The sequence below is a fragment of the Alitiscatomonas sp. genome (assembly GCF_037242085.1).
In the GTDB taxonomy this organism is placed as follows: domain Bacteria; phylum Bacillota; class Clostridia; order Lachnospirales; family Lachnospiraceae; genus Alitiscatomonas; species Alitiscatomonas aceti.
Genome location: NZ_JAXXBR010000039.1, coordinates 1 through 23,742, shown reverse-complemented (window position 1 = coordinate 23,742; position 23,742 = coordinate 1). Strand labels below are relative to the sequence as shown.

The following is a 23,742-nucleotide window of genomic DNA, read 5'->3' as shown; positions in this document are numbered from 1 at the left end:
CCAGGATATATTTTCCCAGGATGCACTGGCCAAACCCCTGGGTCAGCCTCTGCATGGTATGACGGGTAGAATAAAGCTCAAAGCCCGCCGCCGACTTTTTAATAAGCATCCCGGCGGTGTTTTCCTGGTCAAAATCCAGAAGGCACCGCTGCAGGGCAATACTTTCTGCCGTCACATCCTCGGGCCCCGTGGCTGCCAGGGCCGGACTGGATAACAGGATCACTCCCGGGAGATTCTCGCCCATGCGGATCAGATTCAGTTCATCCCCCAGATGGCGCAACGTCTCTGAGATATTTCCCGCTGTTGGATATGCGAACACACAGGGGATCCCGGCCCGCTTCATGGCCTGGTATGCGTGGCTGTGGCGGCAGACCACCAGATCCAGAAGCCCCTGTCTCCGCAGCTCCATAGCCCGGTCTGTGATCAGGCTCTCCGCATCCAGAAGCTGCTCCAGGCTGACCCGTTCCATGGCCTCCCTCCTGCTCCTCTCGTCAAATTCAGCCAGTCCCTCCATATAATCCAGAGCAGTGATCCTCTGCTTTTCCGGAAGCCAGAGAGAGTGATCGAACAGGATACGGGACATATCGCAGTCCCTGTTTTTATAAAGGATACTCAGAAGGATCCTGTAAAACTCCGCCACCGACTCGGAAATACATGCCACCGGCTTCGTACATTCCGGATGGGTCCGCTTCAGTATCAGCCGGGAAAACGCTCCCGTGGTACAGAACGCATCGTACCGGTCCTCTATGGAAGAAAAAAATGCCGGAAGCTCCCGTGTCCGGTCATACGCCTTATAATCCAGCTCAAACGGAAGTTCCAGCCTTTCTGCAACAGATCTTATATACTCACAATGCTCCTCTGATGAAAGCAGTGCCACTTGAAATGCCATCTAAACGCCTCCTTCTGCGAACGATTATATCAGACCCCCAGAAAAAGGGCAAGAATGATCCTCTTTTTTCTATTTAATAAATTATACAAAAAATAATTGTGAATATTGTTGATATTTACTGTGTTTACACTATTGACATTTATTAAATATTTCTTATAATTATTTTTAAACTATTGAATTAATGCCAGGAGGAATTGTATGGATAATTATTTTGAAAGAGCCAGGGAGCTGGCCCCGGAGCTTGTTAAGACCCGCCGGACCATCCACCAGAACCCAGAAATCGGAATGGATGTCCCTAAAACATCAAAGTATGTGTTCGATCAGCTGGTACAGCTTGGCTATGAGCCCAGATATATTGGCGGCACCGGCGTTACAGCCACCGTGGGGAGACCGGGAAAGACCATCCTTCTCCGCGGCGACATGGACGCCCTTCCCATTAATGAGGAAAGCGGACTGCCCTTCGCCTCCCAGAATCCCGGAGCTGCCCACTGCTGCGGCCACGATCTCCACACAGCCATGCTGCTCGGGGCAGCAAAGCTCTTAAAGGAAAACGAGGCCCAGCTAAAGGGAACTGTTAAATTCATGTTCCAGCCCGGTGAAGAAGTTCTCATGGGAGCAAGGGCCATGCTGGATGACGGGATCCTGGAAAACCCGCAGGTAGACGCAGCCATGGGCATCCATGTGAATTCCATGGTCCCCTGCGGCGCGCTGATCGTGTTCCATGGTCCCACCTCTGCATCCAGCGACTCCTTTACCATCACCGTCCACGGAAAGGGCTGTCACGGAAGCCGTCCATATGAGGGCATCGATCCCATCGCCATCATCTGCCACATCCATACGGCGCTTCAGCAGCTCCAGGCGAGAGAGCTGGAGGCCGGTGAGATCGGTGTGGTCACTGTCGGCAGTCTTCATGCGGGAACAGTCAACAATGCGATCCCCAGTGAGGCTGTGATGAAAGGCACCATCCGCACCTTCAATGGAGAGGTGCGGGATATGCTCCGGAAAAGGATCCCAGAAATCTGCGAAAACATTGCAAAAGCCTTCCGCGGCACGGCCGAGGTGGAATTTGCCTCCCGCTATGCGATCCCCATGGTCTGCGACGAGACCGTGGCATCACAGGTGCGTGACTCCCTGACCCAGATCTTCCCTCCCCAGCAGGTACGTTACCTGGCAAAGAAATTCCCGGGAGCCGAGGATTTCAGCTTCGTAGCCGATAAGGTTCCCACATCCTTTGTGGTCCTGGGAGCCAGCATAGGCCCCGACGCTATATACGGACAGCATCACGCAAAGGTACAGTTCAACGAAAAATGTCTTCCCGTGGGAGCCGCAGCCTACGCCCAGGCCGCAGCCCAGTGGCTGGAAAACAATCAGTAAGGAGGAGATCATCTTATGGAAAACAAAAACAGCAAGATCCATTATGCCTGGTATATCCTGGCAGCCTGCTTCCTTCTCAACATGACCGTTCATGTTATGGTGATGCAGATCGCCTCTCTGTACATGGTACCCATGGCCCAGGACCTTGGCGTACCGCGTACCCTTTTATCCCTGCAGAGTGTAGTCATGTCCGTCGGTGCAGTGGTGACAGCTCCCTTCTGGGGAAAGATCTACAAGCAGCACAACGCCCGCAATGTCCTGTTATTATGTACCGTCATGACGGCTCTCTGCACCATCGGCCGCAGCTTCATGCCGAACGTATGGGGCATCCTGATCCTGGCCGCTGTAAAGGGCGTATTTTTCACCGGAAACAGTGTGCTCCCCATCTCCATCCTTCTGACTGCCTGGTTCCGTAAAAAGCGTGGCCTGGCCATCAGCATCGCCTCCCTGGGGATCAGCACAGGAAGCGTGATCTTTTCCCCGGTGGTAGAGCGGATCATATCCACCTATGGCTGGAGGACCTCCGACCAGCTCATCGGCGCATTAATGCTGATCGTCATGGTTCCCTGCACTCTGCTGATCATCGGTATGCCCAAGACCAAGGGACGGCTTCCCTACGGCATGGAGGATGGTGCGGCAGCACAGGCCGCCGGAGCTCCTGCCCAGAAACAGGCGGCCCTTACAGGCATGACCTTTGCCGAGGCAAAGAAAAGCCCTCTGCTGTACCTCTTCCTTCTGGCCGTATTTGGCATGGTCTTTGCCACAGGCGCGGCGCTCCAGATCCCGGCCTATCTGACTGATATCGGATACGGCAGCGCTGTGGCCGCAAGAGTCGTTGCTGCATACAGCGCCGTAGCGATTGCAGGAAAGCTGATCCTAGGCTCTGTGATCGATAAATTCGGAGAAAAAACAGGAAGCGCCTATATCTGTATCGTAGGCATCCTGGCCTTCATCTGCTTTGTCCTGGCCAAAAACAGAATCTTCCTTTACGGGATCATCCTTTTCTGGGGACTGGGCTCCGGAATCACCTCCGTGCTTCCGACACTTTTAACAAGCAAGATCTTCGGAAACCGCGATTACGGCCCCATCTACGGCATCGTTTTATCTGTAAACCGTTTCGGCGGCGTGATCGGAACAGTCCTGGTATCCCTTCTGTTCGATCTTACCGGCGACTATACGATCATCTGGCCTGCCTGTGTAGCCAGCATGGTGCTCGCTCTGGCAGCCATTATGATCTGTCTGAACCGCTCCGGCAAAGCATCCGCGTCCAGCGCTGAATAAAGTCTGGCACACAGTTTTCCGGATCCCGGATCATATAGACGGGCCCTCCTCTCCTGCGTCCCAAAGGCGCTTGCAGCGGAGGGCCCGTCGTGCTACACTGATATCAGAAAGCTTTCACACGGACTCTGGAACGATCCGGAGCCGGCGGTACAGCCATGCTCCGGAACGGAGCCGGTAAAACACACAGGATGGTGAGCAGTATGATGGAACAGTTATCCATGTTTGATTACAAAGAGACCATGTCCCCTCTGGCCAGCCGGCTGCGTCCGGAATCCCTGGAGACCTTTGTGGGCCAGAAGCACCTGCTGGGAAAGGGGAAGCTCCTGCGCCAGCTCATCGACCAGGACCAGATCCCTTCCATGATCTTCTGGGGGCCTCCCGGCGTCGGGAAGACCACCCTGGCCAGTATCATTGCCAAAAAGACCAATGCCGACTTTGTGAATTTCAGCGCCGTTACCAGTGGCATTAAAGAGATCAAGGAGGTCATGGCACGGGCGGAGCTGAGCCGCCGGTCCGGGCTGCGGACTCTGGTATTTGTGGGCGAGATCCACCGCTTCAATAAGGCCCAGCAGGACGCATTTCTTCCTTATGTGGAAAAGGGCAGCATCATCCTCATCGGAGCCACCACGGAAAACCCGTCCTTTGAGATCAACGCAGCTCTTTTATCCCGATGCCGCGTTTTCGTCCTCCAGCCTCTTTCCACCGACGACTTAACGGAGCTCCTCCACCATGCGTTAAAAAGCTCCAGGGGCCTCGGCTATCTGAATGTGGAGATCGGAGAGGAGCTGATCGCCGCCATCGCGGCATTTGCCAATGGAGACGCCCGGACGGCTTTAAACGTGCTGGAAATGGCCGTGACCAACGGGACCATCACACCAGAAAAGACCATTGTGACCCGGGATATCCTGGAGCAGTGCATCAGCAAAAAATCCCTTCTATATGATAAGAATGGTGAAGAGCATTATAATCTGATCTCCGCCCTCCATAAATCCATGCGAAACAGCGATCCCGATGCAGCTGTCTACTGGCTGGCCCGGATGCTGGAGGCCGGGGAAGCCCCCCTGTACATCGCCCGGCGGCTGATCCGGTTTGCCACCGAGGACATCGGACTGGCCGATAATAACGCCCTTACTCTGGCGGTCTCCGTCTACCAGGCCTGCCACTTCCTGGGAATGCCGGAATGCAATATCCACCTGACCCACGCCGTGGTCTATCTGTCCCTGGCGCCCAGGTCCAATTCTGTTTACATGGCCTATGAGCACGCCAAAAAGGACGCCCTGAACATGCTGTCCGAGCCGGTCCCCCTGGTGATCCGCAACGCGCCCACCGGGCTTATGAAGGAGCTGGATTACGGGAAGGGCTACGTCTACGCCCACGACACGAAGGAAAAGCTCGCCCGCATGGAATGTCTGCCCGAATCCTTAAAGGGAACCCGGTACTACATTCCTGGCGAGGCGGGAGAAGAGAAAAAACAGGCAGAACGGCTTAAAAAGGTGCAGAGGTTCTGGGAGGATGGAGAATCGCCCGTTGATGCAGGATAATCCCCCTCTTCCATGCATGAAAAAGGCAGACGGCTGGGCCTTCTCTGCCCTTTCAGCCATCTGCCTTACGGATATCCGGAAATCCATGGGGATTCCGGACAGCTGGACGCGGATCCAGCCTATTCTGCCATCATATCCAGTCCTGTCATAGCCAGTACCTTCACAGCCGCCAGAAGCGCCCGTTTTCCTGCCGGGCCGCCGGAAGCCTCTGCAAAGGGAGCCGTATGGGTCCCCAGCCCCTCGCCGACACCGATATAAAACTGGGCCGCAGGCATGGCGTGGGTCACGTTGCCCACGTCCGTGGAGCCGATCCCCTGGGTCAGATCCCTGGGGATGTGGTGCTCGCCGATGAGGTCCATGTTCTTCTCCACAGCCTCCACCAGTCTCCGGTCGTTTCTCACATCCTCGATCAGGTAGCCGTCCTGGGAGATCTCCACCTCCACTCCGGCGCACATGGCCGCACCCTGGGCGCACCGGTCGATGACAGCGATCACTTCCTTTAAATACTCCGAATCCAGAGCACGGATATTGAACTTGCATACAGCCCGCTCGGGAACGATGTTCACAGCCGTACCGCCCTCCAGGACGATGCCGTGTACCCTTGTGTAGTCTTTAAAATGGAGCCTCTGGGAATCAACGGCATGGAACATCTGCATCACACCGTTTAAAGCGCTGGCTCCCACCCAGGGACAGGCTGCTGTATGGGCCGGTTTTCCCTTGAAGGTATACACCTTGTTCACAGCCGCAAAGGAAATATCATCGGCCATGGACAGATCGCTGGGATGCATGATCAGGGACATATCCACGCCTTCAAAGATCCCCTCGTCCAGCATGGTGATCTTCCCGCTGCCGTTTTCCTCCGCCGGGGTACCGAATACCTTCAGCGTTCCGCCGATGCCGTATTTTTCCATGATCTCCTTTAAAACCACTCCGGCTCCGGCTCCGCTGGTGCCGATGAGGTTATGGCCGCAGGCGTGGCCCAGCTCGGGAAGGGCATCGTACTCACATAAAAATGCAAAGGTCATTCCCGGCTTTCCGCTGTTATATTCCGCCACAAAGGCCGTATCCAGGGAACCTGCTCCCCGTTTTACAGAAAAGCCGTGGCGTTCCAGAAGGCTGCATAATTCATTCTGTGCCGTCTTTTCCTGGAACGCCAGCTCCGGATGTTCAAAAATACATGCGCTCACCGCCTCAAATTCTTCTCTGTGGGCCTCTGCAAGCGCCTCGATCTCATGCTTCATTCCTGTCATATCCATGATCCATTCCCCTCCATGATCCTTTTCCTGTCTGTTTTCTGCGCCGGGAGGCTGTGCTTCCCCTCCGGCGGATTCTGCGTACCCGGACCTCTGCGGTATACACAGAAGCCGGCGCGCGCCAACGATACCATTGTACCATCTTCTCCCCATTTTCACAAGGACCTGGCAGAGTCTTTTATGGTTTTTTTAGATCTGGCGCAATTTTCTCCACAATTTTATTGTCATATCTCAAATTACTGATATAATATAGATAGACTTTTTATTCTGGAAAATATATCTGATTTAGGAGGAATCTTATGACCACATTATTTACCAACGGAAATCTCGTGGATGTGATCGGCCAGACCGTCCTCACCGGCGGCAGCATCCTGGTGGAAAACGGCATGATCAAAGAGGTAGGAACCAGTATCGCTGCTCCCGATGGCGCAAAGGTTGTCGATCTGGGCGGAAGGACCGTGCTCCCCGGGCTTTTCAACTGCCATGTACATATGTGCTCCGATGCCGGGACCGGCGCAAAGGAAACCATTTCTGACGCCGCTGTCACCATCCGGGCCCTTAAGAATTTAAAAACACTGTTAAATTCCGGCGTGACCTACATCCGTGACGCAGGCGCGCCCAAATATATTGATGTGGACCTCCACGACGCCCAGTTAAAGGGCGAGATCCTGGCTCCGGAAATGCAGACTGCATGCCGCTGTATCTGTATGACCGGAGGACACGGCCACGACTCCGGCCGTGAGGCTGACGGTCCCGACGACTGCAGAAGAGCAGCCAGAGAGCAGTTAAAGGCCGGCGCCAACTGGATCAAGGTCATGGCCACCGGAGGCGTTATGACCAAGGGCGTTGAGCCGGGCTCCCCGCAGCTCACCGAAGAGGAGCTCCGCGCAGCCATCGAAGAAGCCCACAAGGCAGGGGCCAAAACCTTCACTCATGCCCAGGGCATGGAAGGCATCAAAAACGCTCTCCGGGCCGGCGTGGACTCCATCGAGCACGGCTTCTTCATGGACGACTGGTGCTTCGACTTCATGAAGGAGCACAACGTGTTCTTCGTTCCCACCCTGGCCGCTCCCTACTGGATCAAAAAATACGGCACGGACGCCGGGATCCCCGATTACATGGTGAAGAAGGTAGAAAAGACCATCGACGCCCACCAGGATACCTTCCGCCGCGCCCATAAGGCAGGCGTTAAGATCGCCCTGGGAACCGATGCGGGAACCCCCTTCAATAAATACGATATGACTGGCTTTGAGTGTATCCTGATGGTGGAAAACGGAATGACCCCCATGGAGGCCATCCAGTGCGGTACCATCAACGCTGCCGAGCTCATGGATGTAAAGGACACCCACGGCTCCATCACCCCGGGCAAAAAGGCGAACTTCGCTGTCTTTGAAAAGAGCCCGCTGGAGGATATCCACGCTATTCTGGACTGCTCCATGACTGTCCTGGGCGGAGACGTTGTGTTTGAGAAATAATACATCGGTTGCCTATGTTTCTTGAAAATTCCTCTTGAATATTTTCAGTGTTTATTATAGAATGTATACAATGATAAAAAAAGGAGGTAATTCATCATGGCATATGTAATTAACGATACTTGCGTTAGCTGCGGTTCCTGCGCTGGCGAATGTCCGGTAAATGCAATCTCTCAGGGAGACGGCAAATACGAGATCGATGCAGATGCATGCATCAGCTGCGGAACATGTGCAGGTGTATGTCCCACTGGCGCTATCAGCGAGGGCTAATATCTCACGTATTAGAAGAATACATAAAAGCTGCTGCGCTTTATTTGCGACAGCAGCTTTTTTGTTATGATCATTTTTATTTTACAGCTTGTTCCCATTTCTCCCAAACTTCTTCTTTTTCCCAAAGCCCCCGGAAAAAAACGGGATCCGGGATGCGGCGGCCTCCGCCTTTCCCTTGTTTTCCCGCTGGTACAGACGGATCGTCTCATCCAGCTGGCGGAACCGCTCCTCATCTCTTTCATCAGCCACCCGCATCAGGTAGTCCACCTCTTTTATGACCTTGTCATTGACCATGCAGCTGATATCCTGACTCAGCTTCTCATTGTTTTCCTCGATGGCCTGTCCGATCATCTGTCCCAGCATGGCCCGGAACTGCTCCGCCCGTTCCTCAGCCATCATGGTCGTCAGGGCCCGGTCATCCATGTTTTTTACTTTTTCATCCTCATGCTCCGTATGATCCTTTAAAGCAGCCACAACATCCTCCTCCAGAATATCATTGGGAACAACCACTTCCCCATCTGATTCCAGGGATCTGGCAAGCGCCGCTTTAATGGCCTTGAGCTGATATCCCTTCTCCTTCAGCTCCTTGATCTGCTTAAAAAGCCGGATATGAAGCTCCGTATAATATCTGTGTCCCATCTCATTCCTTGGTATATTCATTTCCAGCTCTTCTTCCCAATACCTGAGAACGTGGGATTCAACATCCACCTTCCTCGAGGCATCGGAGATCAGATAGTGCGTATCTGCCATGGTTGTCCTCTTCCTTTCCCTGTTACATAATACGATGTTAGGGGCTCAGGTCTTAAAATCGCCTGCAAGCAGCCTTGTGTCGAATCGATCGGCCTTTTGACCCTGATATCATAATATATGTGAGGACGTTCCAGAATATTCCAAAAATGTTGAGATACAGTCTGAATGGGCTTACTGCTCCTTGGCCATGTTCACAAACCTTGTGAGCTCCGGCCTCCAGCCCAGGTTTACGGTGCCGATAGGGCCGTTACGCTGTTTGGCAATAATGACCTCCGCCACATTGGGCGTATCTGTGTCTTTATTATAATAATCGTCCCTATACAGGAACATGACCACGTCCGCGTCCTGCTCGATGGCTCCCGACTCACGCAGGTCCGAAAGCATGGGCCTGTGATCCGTCCTGGATTCGCAGGCGCGGGAAAGCTGGGACAGGGCGATGACCGGGGCGTTGAGCTCACGGGCCAGGGCCTTTAAGGAACGGGAGATCTCCGAGATCTCCTGCTGGCGGTTGTCGCCGTTTTTCGCGCTTCCGGTCATCAGCTGGAGGTAGTCGATCATCACCAGATCCAGGCCGTATTCCAGCTTCACCTTCCGGCATTTGGACCGCAGCTCCATAACGGAGATACCCGGGGTATCGTCGATGATCAGCTTTGAATTCCCGATGGTGCCGATGCCCTCTACCACTGCGTCCCAGTCGGCGTCTGTCAGCGTTCCCGTCCGCAGCTTCTGGGAATCCACGTTGGACTCCATAGCAAGCATTCGGTTCACCAGCTGCTCTTTGGACATCTCCAGACTGAAGATCAGACACGTTTTCTGGCGGCGCACCGCGATATAATCCGCTATATTCAGTACAAAGGCCGTCTTTCCCATGGACGGACGGGCGGCGATGAGGATCAGGTCCGACGGCTGGAGGCCGGACATCCGGTAGTCCAGATCGATGAAGCCGGTAGCCAGTCCTGTCACTGTGGATTTGGAACGGGTGGCCTGCTCGATCTTATCCAGAACATTCAGGGCCACCTGGCGGATGGGGACAAAATCGCCGCCGGTCCGGCTCTGGAGCAGATGGAAGATCTGTTTTTCCGTGTCTGCCAGGATCGTATCCAGCGGCTCCTTTCCCGCATAGCAGGAATTGGCGATCTCTTCGTTGATCTTGATCAGGCGGCGAAGGACCGCCTTCTCGTGGACAATGGCGGCATAGGACCGCACATTGGCCGACGTGGGCACCGTAGCCATGATGTCCCGGACGGCGTCCAGGCTGCATACCTCCGGCGGCACGTCCTTTTCCTTCAGCCGGTTCTGGAGGGTCACCAGATCCACCGGCTGGCCTTCGTTGAACAGCTCCACCATGGTCTCGAACATGACGCCGTACTGGCGCTGGTAAAACTCATCGGCCACGACGGTCTCTGACGCGGCGATGATCGCATCCCGGTCCATCAGCATGGCGCCGATGACCGACTGCTCCGCCTCCACGCTGTGGGGGAGCACCCGCTTTACTAACGCTTCTTCCATATCCCTACGCCTCTGTCACCTTGACTCTCAGCTTTGCAGTTACGTCCTTGTGGAGCTTAATGGGCACCTCAAAGGTTCCCAGGCTGCGGATGGGATCCGTTAAGACCATTTTTTTCTTATCAATATCCAGATGTAACTGGTCGGCCGCCGCCTTGGCGATCTCCTTTGTGGAAACGGAGCCAAAGGTCCTTCCGCCCTCTCCGGCCTTGATGGAGACTGTCACCGAAAGCTCGTCGATCTTTGCAGCCAGGGCCTTTGCCTCTGCCAGCTGCTCTGCAGCCACCTTGGCTTCGTTGGCCTTCTGGAGCTTCAGATCGTTCAGATTCTTTGTGTTGGCCTCTACGCCCAACTTCTTCGGCAGGATAAAGTTTCTTGCATATCCGTCGTTGACCTTTACGATCTGTCCTTTTTTTCCAAGTGCCTTTACATCCTCTAATAATACAACTTCCACGTTAAAATTCTCCTTTCTGTTTCATCGCCAGGATCACATCTTTGATCTTTTCCTTTGCCTCCTCCACAGTCGCTCCGGGAAGCTGGGCTCCGGCGATGGTCCTGTGTCCGCCTCCGCCCAGCTTTTCCATCATTACCTGGACGTTGATCTCATCAATGGAGCGGGCGCTGACATAGATCTTTCCGTTATAGGGGGTCAAGACCACAGAGGCCTTGATGCCGATGATATCCAAAAGCTCGTTGGCCGCCTGGGCCCCAACCACCGTGGGACTTTCCACATTCTCAGCCGGACATACGCTGATGGCAAAGGCTCCCTCAAAGACCTCCGCCTGGCGGACTGCCTCTGCCCTGGCCTTGTAGTCCTCCATTTTATCCCGGAACAGCTTCCTTACCCTGGTCACATCGGCGCCGTTCCTCCTTAAGAACGCCGCGGCCTCGAAGGTCCTGACTCCTGCCTGGTTTGTGAAATTGTTGGTATCGATGACGATACCGGCGTACATGGCGTCGGCCTCCAGGGATTTGATCCGGATGCTGTCCGTCACATACTGCAGGATCTCCGCCACCAGCTCGCAGGCCGAGGAGGCATAGGGCTCCACATAGGATAAGGTAGCGTTGCTGATGATCTCGCTGGACTGGCGGTGATGGTCGATGACCACAATGGTCTTTACCAGATTTAAAAGCTGGGGCTCTTCCGTATAGCTGGGACGGTTCACATCCACCACCACAAGGGCTGTGGACGGGTCCGCCAGTTCCGCCGCATCGTCTCCCATCAGGAACAGATCCTGGGGATAATCGCTGTTATTGATAAACCGGTCCATCATGGGCCGTACCGATGAGGTGACCTCGTTGATGACGATATGGGCCTTTTTCCCAAGGGCTGCGGCGATCCGGTACACGCCGATGGCAGAACCGAAGGAGTCGATGTCCCCGATCTTATGTCCCATGATCAGAAGCCGGTCCTTGGTCTCCAGAAGCTCCCGGAGGGCATGGGCCTTTACTCTGGCCTTAACACGGGTGGTCTTCTCCAGCTGCTGGGATTTTCCTCCGTAATACTGGATCTTTTCCCCGTTCTTCACCACGGCCTGATCACCGCCGCGGCCCAGGGCCATGTCGATGGCGGTCCGGGCGTACTCATAGTTGCGGATATACGTATCGCCGTTGATGCCGATCCCGATACTCAAGGTAACGGCCATCTCATTTCCGATATTAACGGTCTTTACATCCTCCAGGAGACTGAACCGCTCCGCCTCCAGGGACGGCATATATTTCTGCTCGATGGCAAAGAAATATTTGTCCTTTTCCATCTTTTTTACGATGCCGTTGACTCCGGAAATATATTTGCTGACCTTCCGGTCAATGAGGGCCACCAGAAGCGACCGGCGCACCTCCTCCACGCTCTCCAGCGCTTCATCATAGTTATCCAGATAAATAAGACCTGCCACCATTTTCTGGTCCGTGATGGCCTGCATATATTCATGGATCTCTGTCTCGTCATAAAGGTATACGGCCAACACCTGCTGCTCCGTCTTCTGGCCTGGCGCAGCGGAAAGCAGGCCGCTGTCCGACTGGATCGTCACACGCTTTATAGAGGCCCTGTAAATGGCTCCCCCATACGCGCACTGGACCTCCAGGGCATGGTCCATTTTTTCCAGGCCTTCCTCTGTGATCTCCGGGAACAGGACCGTAAGGCTCCTCCTGGCGCTCTTTTCGTCCCTGATCACCGCAGAAAACGCCCGGTTGGTCCACAAAAGACGTCCCGCTTCATCGGCGATGCCGTAAGGCAGCTCCATGGAAGCCATCAGGTTCTTCTGGCTCTGGTCAAAATCCGCGGCAAAGCCCACAAGCCCTGTCAGGATCCGCTTTTTTCCATACCAGAAGAGGACCCCCGCGCAGAATGCATACAGGACCGTAAACACGGCCATGACCATACCGGCTTTGCCGGAAACCAGGCCCACCGCCCCATTGGCGCAGAGGACCAGGGCCGAAAGTACCACGGGCCACTGCATGTATTTCTGCAGCACATTCCTGACCTTTTTATTCTCTTTCATGCTTTTCTCCTATTTCCAGGCCCCTGCGGACCATGGCAGAACAACAACGCAAAATTCCTTATATGTTCACCATTATATCATATCCCGCCTTGTTTGTAAATTTTAACCGTGCTTTTCACAGGGCTTCTTTCTCCCCCGGTTGACATTCCACAGAATCTGTGTAATATATTGAGTGGTGCCGCCGGAGACGGCCGCGGCAGACCCCCTTCCCGGCATCTGCGCCCGGAGCATATCATACAGAATTTACGGAGGAATAGAAAATGGCCCTGGAAAATGATCTCGGTCGTGACGATATAAAAAAGCTTGTGTGGCGCATTGCCATCCCCAGTATGCTGGCCCAGTTCGTCAGCGTCCTTTACAGCATTGTGGACCGTATGTATATAGGAAACATCCCCGACGTGGGAAGCGTCGCTTTAGCGGGAGCCGGTGTGTGCGGCCCTGTGGTGACCATGGTGGGCAGCGTTGCCTTCTGGGTAGGCATCGGCGGATCCCCCCTGATGAGCATGAAGATGGGCCAGGGAGATATAAAGACCGCCAAAAAGATCCTGGCCAACAGCTTTCTTTTGCTGGCGGTGGCGTCTGTCCTTCTCGTGGCCCTCATTTATCCCTTCCGCGAGCCCATGCTGCGGTATTTCGGCGCCAGCGACACCACCTATCCCTACGCCAACACCTACTTCAGCATCTATCTGACGGGTACCTTCTTCGCCCTTATGGCCACGGGAATGAACCAGTTCATCATCTCCCAGGGCTTTGCAAAGACCGGCATGTATTCGGTGATCATCGGCGCCGTTTTGAATATCGTCCTGGATCCCGTGTTCATCTTCGCCTTACACATGGGCGTGGCCGGAGCGGCTGTGGCCACGGTCCTCTCCCAGATGGCCAGCTGTGCCTTTGTCCTGTCCTTCCTCTTCGGAAAAAAGGTTCCTGTGAAGATCAGCTTCGGCGGCTATGACCGGAAGCTGATCCAGAGGATCCTGCTGGTGGGCTTTACGCCCTTTATCATCATCGCCGTGGACAATGTGATGATCATTTCCATGAACTCGGTGCTCCAGACCTACGGAGGTCCCGGTGAGGGCGATATGCTGATCACCTGTGCCACCATCGTCCAGAGCTTCATGCTGGTGATCACCATGCCTCTGGGCGGCATCACCGGCGGTACCCAGACCATCCTGGCCTTCAACTACGGAGCCGGACAGCCGGACCGGGTGAAAAAGGCCCAGCGCTTCATCTTCCTTTTAAGCGCCGGATACACCACGATCCTGTTTATCCTGGCCCAGACTGCGGGACACATCTTCGTGCGCCTGTTCACCTCGGACCCGGCCCTGATCGCCGAGGCTGCAAAGACCATAAAGATCTACACCCTGGCAGTGATCCCCTTAAGCATCCAGTATGTGATCGTAGACGGCTTCACTGGCCTTGGAAAGGTCCAGCTTTCCCTGCCCCTGTCCTTTTTCCGGAAGCTGGTCTACTTCCTTCCGCTCTTTTTGCTGCCCCGGTTCTTCGGAGCCAGAGCCACCTTTTACGCGGAGCCCATTTCCGACATCATCGCCCCTGTGGTATCCATCTTCATATACGCCGTGGCCATGAAGCGGATCTTAAAAAAGCCGGTGATCCCCAACTTCTAAGGATCGCCGGATGGGCGCCTGCACTCCCGGGCCACATCCGGGAGATGCCCGCAGGCCAGGCATCCCTGGTCATACTGACGCAGCTCCCGGCTCCATATATACAAAAAAACACTGCCATTCCCCCTTTCCGGGAGTTTTGGCAGTGTTTTTTATTGCAGCTCTTTTTATTAGTCGTCGTCCTCCTGGCTCTCGGTGACTGTGAAAGTGAATCTCTTTCTCGCCATCTCGTCGCTTGCCAGATATTCGTCGTAGGTGGTGATCTTATCCACCAGCTGGCCATTGATGATCTCCATGATCCGGTTGGCCGTGGTCTCTACTACCTGGTGGTCACGGGAGGAGAAGATCATAACGCCCGGGAATTTCTTCATTCCGTTGTTGAGGGCCGTGATGGACTCCATATCCAGATGGTCCGTGGGCTCGTCAAACATCAGCACGTTGGCCCCGGAGATCATCATTTTGGACAGCATGCAGCGCACCCTCTCGCCTCCGGAGAGGACCTTTACCTTCTTGACGCCGTCCTCGCCGGCAAACAGCATTCTTCCCAGGAAGCCGCGGACATAGGTCACGTCCTTTTCCGGGGAATACTGGGTCAGCCAGTCCACGATGGTATCGTCGTTGTCAAACTCCGCGCTGTTATCCTTGGGGAAGTAGGCCTGGGTCGTGGTAAGTCCCCATTTATAGCTTCCGGAATCCGGCTCCATCTCACCGGAAAGGATCTTAAACAGCGTGGTCTTTGCAAGCTCGTTGGGGCCTACCAGAGCCACCTTATCCTCGCGGCCCAGGGTAAAGGAAATATTGTCCAGGACCTTTACGCCGTCGATGGTCTTTGTAAGGCCTTCCACCGCAAGGACCTCGTTTCCGATCTCACGGAAGGGACGGAAGTCGATGTACGGGTATTTTCTGCTGGAGGGCTTGATCTCGTCCAGCTCGATCTTTTCCAGAGCGCGCTTTCTGGAGGTCGCCTGCTTGGATTTGGAGGCGTTGGCGGAGAAACGCTGGATGAACTCCTGCAGCTCCTTGATCTTCTCCTCTTTCTTCCGGTTGGCTTCCTTCATCTGCCGGATCATCAGCTGGCTGGACTCATACCAGAAATCATAGTTTCCGGCGTAAAGCTGGATCTTTCCATAGTCAATGTCTGCGATCTGGGTGCAGACCTTATTTAAGAAATACCGGTCATGGGATACGACGATCACCGTATTCTCAAAGTTGATCAGGAACTCCTCCAGCCATGCAATGGCGTCCAGGTCCAGATGGTTGGTGGGCTCGTCCAGCAGCAGGATATCAGGATTTCCAAATAATGCCTGGGCCAGGAGCACCTTCACCTTTAAAGCGCCGGTGAGCTCGCCCATCTGCTTATAGTGGAATTCCGTATCCACGCCCAGACCGTTTAACAGGTTCTCAGCGTCAGACTCTGCCTCCCAGCCGTTCATGGAGGCAAACTCTCCCTCCAGCTCGGCGGCCTTGATGCCGTCCTCGTCAGTGAAGTCCTCCTTCATATAAATAGCGTCCTTTTCCTTCATGATATCATAAAGACGCTGGTTTCCCATGATGACCGTATCCAGTACAGGGAACTGGTCGTATTTAAAGTGGTCCTGCTGTAAGAAAGAAAGGCGCTGGCCCGGTGTGATCACGATATCGCCGCTGGTTGGCTCCAGATTCCCGGACAGAATCTTCAAAAATGTGGATTTTCCGGCGCCGTTGGCACCGATCAGGCCATAACAGTTGCCTTCCGTGAATTTGATGTTTACATCTTCGAACAATGCTTTTTTACCGACGCGGAGCGTCACATTATTGGCACTAATCATTTTCTTTCAATCTCCTCAAATTTGTCCGCTGAAAAGAGGGGGCATCCCTGTCCCCTCTTTAAATGGTTACGCTCCTATTCTATTCGGAAATCCTTGATTTTGCAAGGTCTTTTGGAAATTTTATTTTTTTCTCCCTTTTTTCAGGTTTTCGTATATAATGATAGTAATTGTATCGAAATCTGTCGTTTTCTGACGGCATCTCTTATTTTTATATTTGTACAGATCAAGGAGGTCCATTATGCCCATATCCATCGGGATCATTACGGCCCGCCAGTCCTTGGACAATATACGCCAGGCCGAGCAGAGCATGAAGCAGCACTGTAAGATCTCATATTTTCCCTATGATACCCTGGATGAGCTGCGCCATCAGTATACAAAGGCAGCCGCAAAATCTGACGGTCTTTTGTTCAGCGGCCCATTCCCCCATGATTATATCTGCGAAAACATAGGACGCATCACACTTCCCAGCCGATGCATTGACCTTATGGACCGCGACTATTATCTGGTCATCGCCCGTTTGCTGGTACGCAATCCAAAGCTGGACTTTACCAGAGTATATTTTGATGCCGTTGTGGAACCATCCATCATAGGAAACGTATTCCCGCCTGGTCTTACCCCCTACTTTATGCCAAGGACCACGCCCGAATACCGGATGATCCTCCGTTCCAGCGCCTATCAGAGATCCTTAAACCAGTACCGCAGCATGTGGGCGGAAAGAAAATACGATCTGTTCCTGACGCGTTTTACAAACCTGGCTCTTTTTTTAGAAAAAGAACAGATCCCCCATATCCTCCTGAAGCCGTCTCCGGAAACGATCCTGGATCATTTTCATGCTCTGTTATGCCAGATCAGGGAATCCCTTTTGCAGAATTCCCAGACTGCCTGCTGTATCATCGAACTGCCCAGGCCGTTCCAGAACCAGAAAAACATGGAAATTTTAGAAAAAATCCTGGCGGATCTGAAAATCATTTTTAATCAGAATATTTTGATAAGAAGACATCATTTTCATTTGGAGATCACGGCCTCTATCATGGACGTGCGGGAGCTTACCTCCGGATATACCTCATGCCTCCTTTCCGAAGAGCTGGAAAAAAGACTGCCGTTTCCATTTTTTGCAGGCTGGGGCATCAGCTTTGATGTGGTGGATGCCTATAAAAATGCAGCAACGGCCCTTTCCGCATGCAAAAAAGACCAGAATCACTATACGTTCCTGGTAACAGAAAGCCAGGAAATGGTAGGGCCGTTAAACAGCAACCGGTCCATCAGCTACAGTTTAAAGCCCCACGCCCAGACTTCAAGCCTGGCAAAAAGCCTTGGGATCTCTCCCATAAACCTTGAAAAAATCATATCGCTCCAGAAAGAACGTTCCATGTATGAATTTACGTCCAGCGATCTCGTTTATTTTCTGGAGATCACACCGCGGAGCGCATCCCGCATCCTCTCAAAATTATCCAGCGCAGATCTTGCACATCCGGTCCGGACCATCAATCTGAATGGAACAGGACGCCCTCTGACCGTATACGAAATTGATTTCAGCAATATAAAAGAATTCTGGGGATCCCATTAATGGGATCCCTCATCGGATTCCGGGTCATTGGTCAGATAAAACCCCTTCTTCAGCCATCCTTTAGCCAGACAGGTGAAAAACGCTGCCAGTATCAGGACGATCCATATTTTTTCGCAGATAAATACCAGAATTTCCATTTTTTCTCCCCTATTTTTTTACTCGGCCATGTCCCATACAGGCTGCCATAAGACAGACCGTTGAAACAAACGACAATACCAGACACACGATCCAGGCTGTCAGATAGCTTCCAGACGCCTCGTAGATCGCGGACAGGACCGGAGTGCTGACCGCCCCTACAACCATCGTAACCGTAGATATCTTTGCGTAAACCTCGCTGTAATTTCTCACCCCAAAGACACCAGAAACCAGCGACGGCGCAGTAATACTTTGGCATGTATTCCCGATTCCATAAAATAACGCGATCACCACAAGGAACCAGGCGCTGGACCAGAAGACCGAAAGCGCCATAAGGAAATAAGATCCGCATATTCCCAGCGCGCCAAACAGGATCCCTGCCTTCAAGCCCTTCCTGTCAAAAAGCCGTCCCATGATCATTTTAGAAAAAATACATACAAAGTTATAAATGGAGATCACTGTGGCCCCAAACCGTGCATCATATCCCAGCGACTGTACATAGGAGGAAATATGATACAGAGAGCACCCAATAAATGAAATACAGCTCATCCCTGCACATACCAGGATGAATCTCCGATCCTTCAAAAGGGAAACAAGGTCTGCCTTCTGTTCTCCTCTTCCGACAGTTTCCTCCTGGATCATCTTTTCATATCCATCCGGATAATCCCGGACCAGGGCCAGGGTCAAAGGAGACAAAAGGACCACTGCTGCCAGGCCATAGTACCTGTACGTCAGTCTCCATCCCACAGTCTCAATAAGAGCGGCCAGCGGATTTGAAAGCAGCACGCCTCCCAGACTGATCCCTACAAAGATAATGCTCGTGGCAAAGGAACGGTTTTCCTTTGTGAACCACCGGGCCGCCAGTGCCGCAAACGGCATCATCAGGGCAAATGGGTTCAGCGCTGTCCGGACCAGAATGATCGCATAATACGTATAAACAGAGGTCACATAGCTCTGGGCCACCATGGTGAGCCCCGTTCCCAGGATCCCAAAAAACATCAGCCGGCGGATGCTCTTTTTATCCATCAGCTTTCCGGCCCAGGGCGTAACGATCATGCTTACTATGGTGCCATAGGTGGAGGCCATGGTAAGCGTCGTGGTACTGACTCCCAGATCCTGTGTGATAGGCAGAAGGAATATGGCCTGGCTTCCCACTGTCCCATAATGAAGGAGCAGCATACACAGCACGCCATATCCTACAATTACCCATCCGTAGTTAAATTTCTTCCCGATCATAATGCATCTCCTTTAAAAATCATGTGCGGAACATTTCCTTCCCCCATGAAATAAAATCCAGGCGGCACCCTCTTAAGGATACCGCCCGTTTTTCCGTTTCAGGATCAGCACGGCGGGAACATAAAACCAACCCATAATATGTTGGCCACCGAAATGGTCAGAGCCGGTATGAGTCCCATTCGGAGAAGATCCTTCTGCTTATAGCCACCCACAGCCATACAAAGCGGAATAGCCACGGTGGACAGCGGAGTCAGATAAGAGGTAAAGGTTGCCTTAAACAGCATATTGGATAATCCGGTGGGATTCCATCCATACGTTGCACACATCAGAAGTACCACAGGCGTCAGTGCTGAATATAAGGCCATGTTTGACATAAACTGTGTAACGATGAAGCCAGCCACCCAGAACAGGATGATCACGACCCACTTGGACGGATTATCGCCCAGGAGAGACTGGATCGCCTCTGCAAGGTATGTGCCTGCTCCGGAAGCTACCAGTGCATTTCCGACTGCCAGAGAACCAATGTATAAGAAGATTGGCGGCATGGTCAGAGCCTGCATGGCTTCTTTTTCAGATAATACGCCTGTGAGGATCGTTAATACCGCGCCGATAAAGCAGATCATCCAGGTTGGGATCGTTGCCGGAAGCTTGTCAGAAAACAGGATCGCGATCACAACTGCCACAAAAATCCCGTATCCCATAAATTCACGGAACGGATCCAGAGGCTTCTGCTCCTTCATCTGCTTAAGCTGGACATCCGTGTACAGCGGGCCATAATCCGGAGCCACCTTTGGACAGTAGAACATGGCAAAGAGCACGGACAGAATGATCGTAGGAAGATAAACGAGCATCGGGTCGAACATGCCTTCCTTAAAAGTGATCCCATACGTCTCCCACAGGGAATTGGCGGTGATATAAGACGTAGCGCCGGAACCGATGGGAAGGGACGTTACAGTACAGATACAGATCAAAACGATCGAAAACATAGCCTTGGACGGGCTCTGGTTGTTCTTACGGCAGAAGTCAGCTACCAGAGGATAGCAGATGGAAAAGATCAGGATCGCTGACGGGGCAACCTGGGCAATGGCTAAGGTTACCAGGCAGTAGAGGATCATGCCCTTCTGGAAGCTTCCGCCTGAGATCTTATAGGCCAGATCCGTTACCTTGTGGACCATCTGCGTGCGGTTCAGGCCGCCCGCCACAATAAACATAGAACCCATGATGATCACCGATGAATTGGAGAAACAGCTCAGAGCGTCTGCCGGAGCCAGGCATCCTGTGATCACATACACGCCCATGGCCGTCATGGAAACCAGCGGCAGCGGGAATTTATTTGACATATAAAGGACCAGAGTTATTACAAATACGGTCAGACATATGATTGTTTGTGTAGGCATAAAGCTTCTCCTTTCTATTTTTTCGTGGAAATGATCCTGGGCTTCACACCCTTAGGGATCGGACACTCATATTTACCGCCCTTTAACCGCTTCTGGTGCTCCTCTTTTGCTTTCTCCAGAAGTTCCGGTCTTTCGATCAGATCAATGGCAAGTCCAGCCATGGCCTGTCCGGCCAGAAGTGTTCCATTATGGGCAAGAGCACTTTTTCCCACTGCCACCGCCTGCCAGGAATGAGCCGGTGTTCCAGAGGGCCATGTGGGCGTACTCAGCGACACGGTCGGCACAACCCAGCTTACGTCGCCCACATCCGACGACGCCGGAAATACCATGTCCGTGGGCATGAAATCCGGAATTTCTTCTGCCACCGGATGTTCTGGATCCCCGCCTGCATTTGTGGCTGCTATCTTTGAATAAAATTCCATCTCTTCTTTTGAATATTCCGGAAGCTTCAGCAGCCGCAGGTTTTCAACCGCTGCATAGCCCAGTACATTATTGGGGACCACGTTGGAGCACGCCTTTACAAAATCGATCTCCAGTTCTGTTCCGGTCATAAGAGCCGCACCTCTGGCAATGTCCTCCACTCTGGACCGCACATCTGCCAGGATCCCATTTTCCGGCGCGCGCAGCAGACAAAGGACTTCTGCTGTTGGCTGGACCACGTTGGGAGAAAAACCTCCTGTATCTGTTACCGCATAGTGCATTCTCACGGTCGGAAGAACATGCTCCCGCAGGAACTGGATCCCCACATTAAATAATGTGACCGCATCCAGGGCGCTCCTTCCAAGATGCGGCGACATAGCCGCATGGGAACTGATCCCTTTGTATCGGAAATAGATCTGGCAGTTGGCTAACATTCCTCCGCCAGTGGCGCCATATGTACATCCCGGGTGCCATGCCAGGGCTGCATCCAGAACGTCAAAGCAGCCCTCTCTTGCCATAAACGCCTTTCCGGATCCGCCTTCTTCCGCCGGACATCCGTAAAAAATAACCGTTCCTTCCTTTCCTGTCTCTTCCAGGTATTTTTTCATTCCCATGGCTCCGGCAAGGCACCCGGCCCCAAGAAGGTTATGGCCGCAGCCATGTCCGTTTCCTCCCGGTACCAGAGGACATTTTTCTGCGATCCCGGCAGTCTGGCTGAGTCCCGACAGCGCGTCGAACTCTCCCAGGAAACCGATCACCGGTTTTCCATGTCCGTAAGTCCCCATGAACGCCGTAGAAATGCCAGCCACATTCCTCTCTACTGTAAACCCGGCCTCCTCCAGGGCTCTGCATACAGTTTCTGCCGAAACGTTCTCTTCATAACACGTTTCGGGCGTGTCCCAGACAGAATCGCTGACACCTGCCAGAAATTCCTTCTGGCTTTCCAGGTAGGAAAAAATTTTCTGCTTATCCAAACCTTTACTCCTCCTCTTTATAATGTTTTATTATTTCTTTTATAAAATCTTTATTTTCTGTTAAAATAATAATATTCCACAAATTAAATGTCAATATTTGCAGAACAATTGCTCCATTTTCGTAAATTCTTTATAACTTTTCAAGTCTTTCCCCTGTATTTTTCTAACTATTCGGGTCTTATACTCGTTTTATGAGTCCAAAACTCGCTTTATGTCCTTATCACGTCCTTAACTCGCACACAGACGTTTTTATCTTACAGGATCTGTCCGTCTTCACCTGCATGCAAAAAGCCTGGAACACTGCGGAATATCCCGCTGTGCTCCAGGCTCTTGTTCTGTATCATTTTTTTAAATCAGCATCTTCCCGATCTTTTCCAGGGAATCTGCCTCATATTCCACATGGACCCCTTTTGTGTTTTCCTGCCTGTGGGGATTGAACCACAAAGTATCGATCCCGACGTTATTTCCGCCCTTGATATCCGAGGTCAGGGAATCTCCGATCACCAGCATGTTTTCCACATCCCGGCGGCCCATTTTCTTGAAGCAGTATTCAAAATACTCTGGCTGCGGCTTCTGGCTCCCGGCCTCCTCGGAAATAAAAATGTCCTTAAAATACCGGTCCAGTCCCGACTTGCCCAGACGGTGGTACTGGGTGGCCGCAACGCCGTTGGTTATGATATAAAGCTCATACTGGCCCTTTAAGCCCTCCAGGAGCTCCCTGGCGCCGTCAACGAGAAATGCGCCCTCGTTTAAGTATTCCCGGTACAGCCGGTCCGTTTCCATTCCGTCCACGGAGATCCCAAAGTCCCCGAAGAACTCCTCAAACCGCAGGCTTAAGACCTGGTCCCGGGTGATCTCGCCGCGCTCCAGGCGCTCCCAGTAGCTTTTATTGAGATGATGGTACTTTTCCTTATTCTCCGCTGTCACAGGGACACCGTAGTGCTCCAGAAGGCCCTCAATGCCCATTTCCTCCGCCCGGTCAAAGTCCAGGAGCGTTCCGTCCACGTCAAACAGCAGCACGCCATATTTCTTCATATGGTTCCAGATCCCTTCCTAATCCTGTGTCTTTTTGTCCTCATATACGATCCTGCCGCCGCAGATGGTATATTTTACGCGCCCATAAAGTTCAGCTCCAATGAACGGCGTATTGTGGGATTTAGAGGCGATGTCGTCCTCTGTAACCGTCCACCTCTCATTTTCATCAAAGATCACCAGATCCGCGTCAGCGCCTTCGGCAACGCTTCCCTTGTCAAAACGGTACAGCTTCGCCGGATTTAAGCTCATTTTTTCCATGAGCTGCACCATGGTCAGATGGCCGGGCTTTACCAGATTGGTCACAGCCAGGGCCAGGGCCGTTTCCAGGCCGATGATCCCGCTGGGAGCTTTCCATACAGGCTCCACTGCCTTTTCCTCCGCGCTGTGGGGTGCATGGTCTGTGGCGATCATATCAATGGAACCGTCCCTGATCCCCTCGATAATTCCCAGTCTGTCCTTTTCCGTACGCAGCGGCGGGTTCATTTTCGCCATGGCTCCATGCTCCAGCACAGCGCTCTCGGTGAGAGTGAAATGATGGGGAGTCACCTCTGCCGTCACATCTGCTCCCAATTCCTTCGCCAGCTTCACCATGCGCACGGAATTTACAGAGCTGATATGCTGGATATTCACAGACGCGCCTGTATGGAGGGCCAGCATGCAGTCCCGGGCCACCAGTGCATCCTCTGCCAGGGCCGGAGAGCCCTGGATCCC

Annotated in this window: 20 protein-coding genes; 7 read left to right on the top strand and 13 right to left on the bottom strand. The window is 53.0% G+C overall.

Annotation, left to right across the window (positions count from 1 at the left end; genetic code table 11):
• A partial coding sequence (locus tag WIH05_RS02090) for a hypothetical protein (RefSeq protein ID WP_337424906.1) occupies positions 1-889 on the bottom strand: 889 nt, incomplete at its 3' end.
• A gap of 198 nt (positions 890-1,087) precedes the next feature.
• Between WIH05_RS02090 and WIH05_RS02085 the strand changes: the two genes are divergently transcribed.
• The 3 genes from WIH05_RS02085 to WIH05_RS02075 all read left to right on the top strand — a co-directional run bounded on the left by WIH05_RS02085 (position 1,088) and on the right by WIH05_RS02075 (position 5,085).
• Complete coding sequence (locus WIH05_RS02085; protein ID WP_022273481.1) at positions 1,088-2,263, top strand: M20 family metallopeptidase; 1,176 nt, start codon at positions 1,088-1,090, stop codon at positions 2,261-2,263.
• Positions 2,264-2,278: 15 nt separating this feature from the next.
• Positions 2,279-3,544 (top strand): MFS transporter, encoded by a 1,266-nt coding sequence (locus tag WIH05_RS02080; protein ID WP_022273480.1) that lies wholly within the window; start codon positions 2,279-2,281, stop codon positions 3,542-3,544.
• A gap of 203 nt (positions 3,545-3,747) precedes the next feature.
• A complete protein-coding gene (locus tag WIH05_RS02075; protein WP_337424907.1) occupies positions 3,748-5,085 on the top strand; it encodes a replication-associated recombination protein A in 1,338 nt (445 codons plus the stop codon).
• Between the two features lie 119 nt (positions 5,086-5,204).
• On the opposite strand, the gene WIH05_RS02070 is transcribed toward WIH05_RS02075, so the two are convergent.
• Positions 5,205-6,341, bottom strand: a complete 1,137-nt coding sequence (locus WIH05_RS02070; protein ID WP_022273478.1) for a M20 family metallopeptidase — start codon at positions 6,339-6,341, stop codon at positions 5,205-5,207.
• 296 nt (positions 6,342-6,637) lie between these two features.
• Between WIH05_RS02070 and WIH05_RS02065 the strand changes: the two genes are divergently transcribed.
• Both WIH05_RS02065 and WIH05_RS02060 read left to right on the top strand, forming a co-directional pair.
• Positions 6,638-7,813: an amidohydrolase family protein gene (locus tag WIH05_RS02065; protein ID WP_022273477.1), complete on the top strand. Its 1,176-nt coding sequence runs from the start codon at positions 6,638-6,640 to the stop codon at positions 7,811-7,813.
• Between the two features lie 96 nt (positions 7,814-7,909).
• The gene (locus tag WIH05_RS02060) at positions 7,910-8,080 is read left to right on the top strand and encodes a 4Fe-4S binding protein (RefSeq protein ID WP_022273476.1); all 171 of its coding nucleotides are present in this window, start codon (positions 7,910-7,912) and stop codon (positions 8,078-8,080) included.
• 81 nt (positions 8,081-8,161) lie between these two features.
• On the opposite strand, the gene WIH05_RS02055 is transcribed toward WIH05_RS02060, so the two are convergent.
• The 4 genes from WIH05_RS02055 to WIH05_RS02040 all read right to left on the bottom strand — a co-directional run bounded on the left by WIH05_RS02055 (position 8,162) and on the right by WIH05_RS02040 (position 12,837).
• Positions 8,162-8,830, bottom strand: a complete 669-nt coding sequence (locus WIH05_RS02055; protein ID WP_022273475.1) for a MerR family transcriptional regulator — start codon at positions 8,828-8,830, stop codon at positions 8,162-8,164.
• A gap of 171 nt (positions 8,831-9,001) precedes the next feature.
• The gene (gene dnaB, locus WIH05_RS02050) at positions 9,002-10,339 is read right to left on the bottom strand and encodes a replicative DNA helicase (RefSeq protein ID WP_022273474.1); all 1,338 of its coding nucleotides are present in this window, start codon (positions 10,337-10,339) and stop codon (positions 9,002-9,004) included.
• Positions 10,340-10,343: 4 nt separating this feature from the next.
• Entirely contained in the window at positions 10,344-10,790 is a 447-nt protein-coding gene (gene rplI, locus WIH05_RS02045) for a 50S ribosomal protein L9 (RefSeq protein WP_022273473.1), read from the bottom strand.
• A 1-nt stretch (position 10,791) separates the two neighbouring features.
• Complete coding sequence (locus WIH05_RS02040) at positions 10,792-12,837, bottom strand: DHH family phosphoesterase (RefSeq protein WP_022273472.1); 2,046 nt, start codon at positions 12,835-12,837, stop codon at positions 10,792-10,794.
• A gap of 260 nt (positions 12,838-13,097) precedes the next feature.
• Here WIH05_RS02040 and WIH05_RS02035 point away from each other — a divergent pair, with 260 nt between their 5' ends.
• Complete coding sequence (locus WIH05_RS02035; protein ID WP_022273471.1) at positions 13,098-14,462, top strand: MATE family efflux transporter; 1,365 nt, start codon at positions 13,098-13,100, stop codon at positions 14,460-14,462.
• Between the two features lie 167 nt (positions 14,463-14,629).
• Here the strand turns inward: WIH05_RS02035 and WIH05_RS02030 are convergent, their stop codons facing one another.
• On the bottom strand, positions 14,630-16,267 hold the full coding sequence (locus tag WIH05_RS02030; protein ID WP_022273470.1) for an ATP-binding cassette domain-containing protein: 1,638 nt from the start codon (positions 16,265-16,267) through the stop codon (positions 14,630-14,632).
• A gap of 238 nt (positions 16,268-16,505) precedes the next feature.
• Here WIH05_RS02030 and WIH05_RS02025 point away from each other — a divergent pair, with 238 nt between their 5' ends.
• Positions 16,506-17,834, top strand: coding sequence for a hypothetical protein (locus tag WIH05_RS02025; protein ID WP_337424905.1), 1,329 nt, complete (start codon positions 16,506-16,508; stop codon positions 17,832-17,834).
• On the opposite strand, the gene WIH05_RS02020 is transcribed toward WIH05_RS02025, so the two are convergent.
• From WIH05_RS02020 to WIH05_RS01995, 6 genes are all read right to left on the bottom strand, one after another.
• Positions 17,831-17,971 (bottom strand): hypothetical protein, encoded by a 141-nt coding sequence (locus WIH05_RS02020; protein WP_022273468.1) that lies wholly within the window; start codon positions 17,969-17,971, stop codon positions 17,831-17,833. The two genes, WIH05_RS02025 and WIH05_RS02020, sit on opposite strands and share 4 nt — an antisense overlap.
• A 10-nt stretch (positions 17,972-17,981) precedes the next feature.
• The gene (locus WIH05_RS02015; RefSeq protein ID WP_022273467.1) at positions 17,982-19,205 is read right to left on the bottom strand and encodes an MFS transporter; all 1,224 of its coding nucleotides are present in this window, start codon (positions 19,203-19,205) and stop codon (positions 17,982-17,984) included.
• A gap of 104 nt (positions 19,206-19,309) precedes the next feature.
• A complete protein-coding gene (locus WIH05_RS02010) occupies positions 19,310-20,602 on the bottom strand; it encodes an SLC13 family permease (protein WP_022273466.1) in 1,293 nt (430 codons plus the stop codon).
• 14 nt (positions 20,603-20,616) lie between these two features.
• Entirely contained in the window at positions 20,617-21,996 is a 1,380-nt protein-coding gene (locus WIH05_RS02005) for an amidohydrolase (protein ID WP_022273465.1), read from the bottom strand.
• Positions 21,997-22,344: 348 nt separating this feature from the next.
• The gene (locus WIH05_RS02000) at positions 22,345-23,031 is read right to left on the bottom strand and encodes a YjjG family noncanonical pyrimidine nucleotidase (protein WP_022273464.1); all 687 of its coding nucleotides are present in this window, start codon (positions 23,029-23,031) and stop codon (positions 22,345-22,347) included.
• 18 nt (positions 23,032-23,049) lie between these two features.
• A partial coding sequence (locus WIH05_RS01995) for a dihydroorotase (protein WP_337424904.1) occupies positions 23,050-23,742 on the bottom strand: 693 nt, incomplete at its 5' end.